Origin of the sequence: Shewanella sp. SM32 (assembly GCF_025654235.1) — a bacterium.
Taxonomy (GTDB): domain Bacteria; phylum Pseudomonadota; class Gammaproteobacteria; order Enterobacterales; family Shewanellaceae; genus Shewanella; species Shewanella oncorhynchi.
In genome coordinates, this window is record NZ_JAKKRO010000111.1 from 1 (window position 1) to 5,185 (window position 5,185).

The window sequence follows — 5,185 nt, forward strand, 5'->3', positions numbered from 1 at the left end:
TTACTGACTGGTGATATGGCACTGAGAAAAGCAGCAGAAAAAGAAGCTGCCATTGTTAAAGGCACAGTTTGGCTAGTAAGCCAACTGGTGGTTCATCAGCAAATCAATACCGAACAAGCGCGAGCAGCCTATAAGCAGATGCAAGCCAATGGCAGGCGTCTACCTTGGCATATCGCAGAACAAGCTTTAGTAGAACTAGAGCAAGTAAATTAATAATTAATAGGTTGCCCTCATAAAGTGCAATTTAGAACGATCAGGAATTCTAATAATGACAAGTTTACAACAACGTGCCGAACTTCAACGCCAAATATGGGCGATTGCCAACGATGTGCGAGGCTCAGTGGATGGCTGGGATTTTAAGCAGTATGTATTGGGTACGCTGTTCTACCGCTTTATCAGTGAGAACTTTGAAGTTTACATCACCGGCGGTGATGAGAGCATTAATTATGCTGGCATGTTCGACGATGATGAAAACATCAAGTTGGCTAAAGAAGATGCCATTAAAACCAAAGGTTATTTTCTCTACCCTAGCCAGTTGTTTAGTAATGTTGCGGCGAATGCGAACAAAAACGAAAATTTAAACACAGATTTGGCCGCTATTTTTGCAGCGATTGAAAACTCAGCCAATGGCTATGATTCAGAAAAAGACATCAAAGGCTTATTTGCCGACTTTGATACTACCAGTAACCGCTTAGGTAATACGGTAGAGGCCAAAAACAAACGCTTAGCGGCGGTATTAAAAGGCGTGGCAGGGCTGAATATTACCCAATTTGAAGATAACGAAAACGACCTGTTTGGTGATGCCTACGAGTTTCTTATTTCAAACTACGCGGCCAATGCGGGTAAATCCGGTGGCGAATTTTTCACCCCTCAGCATGTTTCAAAATTGATCGCGCAGCTCGCCATGCACGGCCAAACCAGTGTGAATAAAATTTATGACCCTGCGGCAGGCTCGGGCTCGTTGCTGTTACAAGCCAAAAAGCACTTCGATGCGCATATCATTGAAGAGGGCTTTTTTGGCCAAGAGCTCAATCACACCACCTACAACTTGGCGCGTATGAATATGTTTTTGCACAACATTAACTACGACAAGTTTAATATTCAGTTGGGTGATACCTTAACCGAACCGCACTTTTTAGATGACAAACCCTTTGATGCTATTGTCTCTAACCCGCCTTATTCAGTGAAATGGATTGGTAGCGACGACCCAACTCTAATCAACGACGACCGCTTTGCGCCCGCAGGCGTACTTGCGCCAAAATCAAAAGCCGACTTTGCCTTTGTGCTGCATGCGCTCAGTTACCTATCAAGCAAAGGTCGTGCAGCGATTGTTTGCTTCCCCGGTATTTTTTACCGTGGTGGTGCTGAGCAAAAAATTCGTCAATACCTTGTAGATAATAACTACGTTGAAACCGTGATTTCATTGGCACCAAACCTGTTTTTTGGCACCACCATTGCGGTGAATATCTTAGTGCTGTCTAAACACAAAACCGACACCACCACCCAGTTTATTGATGCCAGTGGCCTGTTTAAAAAAGAAACCAATAACAACACCCTAAGCAATGAGCACATTGAGCAGATCATCAAGGTGTTTGCCAACAAAGAAAACGTAGATCACTTTGCTAAATCCGTTGATTTGGATGTTATCGCAGGCAACAGCTACAACCTTTCGGTGAGCAGTTATGTGGAAGCCAAAGATAACCGCGTAGTCACAAACATTACTGAGCTAAATGCCGAGCTTAAAACCACCGTCGCTAAAATCGACCAACTTCGCAGTGATATTGACAGCATAGTCAATGAAATAGAAGGCGTTTAGCATGGCAGAGAAACCCATTTCATTAAGCCAAGCGCCCGCAGGGTACAGCGATTGGTTAAGCGAGCTAAAAACAAAAATCCACAGTGCCCAGCAACGCGCCACACTTGCGGTAAACCAAGAATTAGTCTTGCTTTATTGGCAAATTGGCCAAGAGATTTTAACCCGCCAAGCAGAGCTTGGCTGGGGCGCAAAAGTGGTTGAACGGCTGGCACATGACTTGCGCACGGCATTCCCCGATATGAAAGGTTTTTCACCGCGCAACCTGAAATACATGCGCGCCTTTGCTGAGGCCTGGCCTGATTTGGAATTTGTGCAAGCGCTGCTTGCACAATTGCCTTGGTATCACCAGTTGGCGCTCTTAGATAAGCTCGATAATACCGATTCACGCACGTGGTACGCCCAAAAAGCGCTAGAAAACCACTGGTCGCGCAATGTGTTAGTGATGCATATTGAATCGGGTTTACACCAGCGCCAAGGGGCGGCCATCACCAACTTTGCCGCAACTTTACCCAAACCGCAGTCTGACCTTGCCCGCGAATCAATTAAAGACCCTTACCGCTTTGACTTTTTAGGGCTAACCGAAGCCGCCCAAGAGCGCGAAATTGAACACGCCTTGGTGCAGCATGTCACTCAGTTTTTGTTAGAGCTAGGCGCAGGCTTTGCTTTTGTGGGTCGCCAAGTATTAATGCAAGTAGGGGATGAAGAGTTTTTTATCGACCTGTTGTTTTACCACCTCAAACTGCGCTGTTATGTGGTGATAGAACTTAAAACCGGAAAATTTAAACCCGAGCATTTAGGCCAATTGAGCTTTTACATGACCGCCATTGATAAGCAAGTAAAAACCGAACCAGACAACGCCACCATCGGCTTGCTGTTGTGCAAAAGCAAAGACAAAGTGGTCGCCGAATACGCCCTAGGCGATAAAAGCCAAGCCATGGGCATTGCCGAATATAAACTACAGCAAGCCCTGCCCGAAGTGCTGGAAAGCAACTTGCCCAGTATTGAACAGATAGAACGCGAATTGCAGGGAGACGTAAAATGAGCAAGGTGTTAGACACGAAATTTAATGCGCTGCGCAGTGATATTGACGCCATTGTGGCGGAAATTGAAGGTGAGGAGTTTGAGGCATGAGTCATTTAAGTTATATGGAAAAGCTGTTAGATGGCGCTGATATCAAGTGGAAACCTCTATGGCAAGTTACCATTTGGGATAAAAAATTTAATGCTGTTGAACGGTTTAAACAGCCAAAGGTTATTAATTATCAATACCTGCTTGCAGCGGATCTTTTCAAATTAGAGCAAGAGGGTGGAGATGTCTTTCTCCTTTCTACAGGTGAGCGGACTGGCTGGACAACCGAAGCTTTAGCTGGCTCTTATTTAAGGGAGGGGGAAGTTGTAACTATCCCATGGGGGAAATCTAGGCCTGTTAGAGATGTAATTAAATATTACAAAGGACGGTTTGTAACGGCAGATAACCGAATTGCCACTTCAAACAACACTGAGGAGTTGCTAAATAAATACTTATATTATTGGCTGATGAGTCAGTCACAGATCATTGATAGTTATTATCGAGGTTCAGGAATACAGCATCCGAGCATGGCTGATGTTTTGGATATATTGATACCTCTGCCATCCATAGAAATACAAGCTGAAATCGTGCGCATTCTGGACGCATTTACCGCCATGACCGCCGAGCTGACCGCCGAGCTGACCGCCGAGCTTAACATGCGCAAAAAACAATACAACTACTACCGCGACCAGTTGTTGAGTTTTGAAGAAGGTGAAGTTGAGTGGAAGACGTTAGGTTGGATTGGTGAAGTTCGTATGTGCAAGCGTATAATGAAGAATGAAACTTCTGACATCGGTGACATCCCATTTTTTAAGATAGGAACATTCGGTAAAGAGCCTAATGCCTATATTTCACGAGATACTTTTGAAGAATACAAGAGTAAATATAATTATCCAAGAGTGGGTGAGATACTTATATCAGCTAGTGGAACTATTGGTAGAGCAGTAATTTTTAATGGTGAAGATGCCTATTTTCAAGACAGTAATATTGTTTGGCTTGAAAATGATGAAAGTAAAGTGCTAAACAAATACCTATTTTACTTTTATCAAATAGCAAACTGGAACGTTTCTGACGGCGGTGTAATTAAGCGATTGTACAATGACAATATCAAAAAAACGCTTATTCCAGTGCCATACCCCAATGAACCTGAAAGGTCTTTGGCTGAACAGGCTCGTGTTGTCGCCATCTTAGATAAGTTCGACACCTTAACCACTTCTATCCAAGAAGGTCTGCCCCGCGAAATCGAGCTACGCCAAAAGCAATACGAGTATTATCGTGACCTGTTGTTGAGCTTCCCTGCCAGTCCGGCAGGCGGGCCGAAATCTCATTCAGATGAGGCAGCTTAATGAGTAAAATGCTAACGGAAATAGCAGCGCCAGTTATTCGAGATTGTCGAATAACTGCCAAAGATGGCAAGCATAAGGAGGCTGCTTAATGGCCTATCAACCACCTTTTACCATCACCAGCGATATTTTGAACTTGGTGGCACAAATCAGCCAGCAGGTCGGCGAGTTAAATGCCAGCCAGCTCAATGCCTCGCCGCAATTGCGCAAGCAAAACCGCATAAAAACCATCACCGGCACGCTGGCGATTGAAGGCAATAGCTTAACTGAAGAACAAATTACCGCCATTGTTGAGGGTAAGCCCGTGCTGGGTAGCGTACGCGAGCTGGCCGAGGTAAAAGGCGCGATTGCCGCTTATGATGCACTGCCTGCATTCACACCCAGCGCCATTGACGATTTACTCACGGCTCACGGTTTAATGCTGTCAGATATTCTTGTGAATGCCGGTGAGTTTCGCAGTAAAGGCGTGGGTATCCATAAAGGTGGTGTGGTGCACCATGTTGCGCCGCCTGCGCATCAGGTATCCGGTTTAATGGCTGATTTAATCCAATGGCTTAAGCAAACAAAAGATCACCCATTGATCGCCAGTTGTGTATTTCATTACGAATTTGAGTTTATTCACCCCTTTGCCGATGGTAACGGTCGTATGGGGCGGTTATGGCAAACGCTGATTTTGTCCAAGTGGCATCCGTTGTTTTTATCTTTGCCGCTAGAAAGTGTGATTAAAGACCATCAGCAAGCCTATTATCACGCCCTTGAGCAGGCCGATAACCAAGCAGACAGTACGCCGTTTATTCATTTTATGTTGTCGGTTATTCAGCAAACACTCGCGCAAAACGCCTCTGTAAGTGCCCCTCTAAGAGAAGGTAAAAACGCCCCTGTAAATACCCTTATCAATGTAACGGGCCTTAAAACGCCTGAGGCTATTTTAGCATTGCTCAGTAACACGCCCGAGCTA

4 protein-coding genes and 1 pseudogene are annotated in these 5,185 nt (G+C 45.0%); all 5 read left to right on the top strand.

Annotation, left to right across the window (positions count from 1 at the left end; genetic code table 11):
• A pseudogene (locus tag L5M10_RS23145) lies at positions 1-213 on the top strand (DUF3368 domain-containing protein); the annotation flags it as partial.
• A 55-nt stretch (positions 214-268) separates the two neighbouring features.
• Positions 269-1,816 (top strand): type I restriction-modification system subunit M, encoded by a 1,548-nt coding sequence (locus L5M10_RS23150; protein WP_263256032.1) that lies wholly within the window; start codon positions 269-271, stop codon positions 1,814-1,816.
• Between the two features lies 1 nt (position 1,817).
• Positions 1,818-2,858: a YhcG family protein gene (locus tag L5M10_RS23155; protein WP_263256033.1), complete on the top strand. Its 1,041-nt coding sequence runs from the start codon at positions 1,818-1,820 to the stop codon at positions 2,856-2,858.
• Positions 2,859-2,943: 85 nt separating this feature from the next.
• A complete protein-coding gene (locus L5M10_RS23160) occupies positions 2,944-4,230 on the top strand; it encodes a restriction endonuclease subunit S (protein ID WP_263256034.1) in 1,287 nt (428 codons plus the stop codon).
• 88 nt (positions 4,231-4,318) lie between these two features.
• Positions 4,319-5,185, top strand: an 867-nt coding sequence (locus L5M10_RS23165) for a Fic family protein (RefSeq protein WP_263256035.1), incomplete at its 3' end; no start/stop codon positions are given.

Coding starts and splice junctions, on each gene's coding strand:
- L5M10_RS23160 (WP_263256034.1), top strand. CDS start 2,944: ATGAGTCATTTAAGTTATATGGAAAAGCTGTTAGATGGCGCTGATATC.
- L5M10_RS23155 (WP_263256033.1), top strand. CDS start 1,818: ATGGCAGAGAAACCCATTTCATTAAGCCAAGCGCCCGCAGGGTACAGC.
- L5M10_RS23150 (WP_263256032.1), top strand. CDS start 269: ATGACAAGTTTACAACAACGTGCCGAACTTCAACGCCAAATATGGGCG.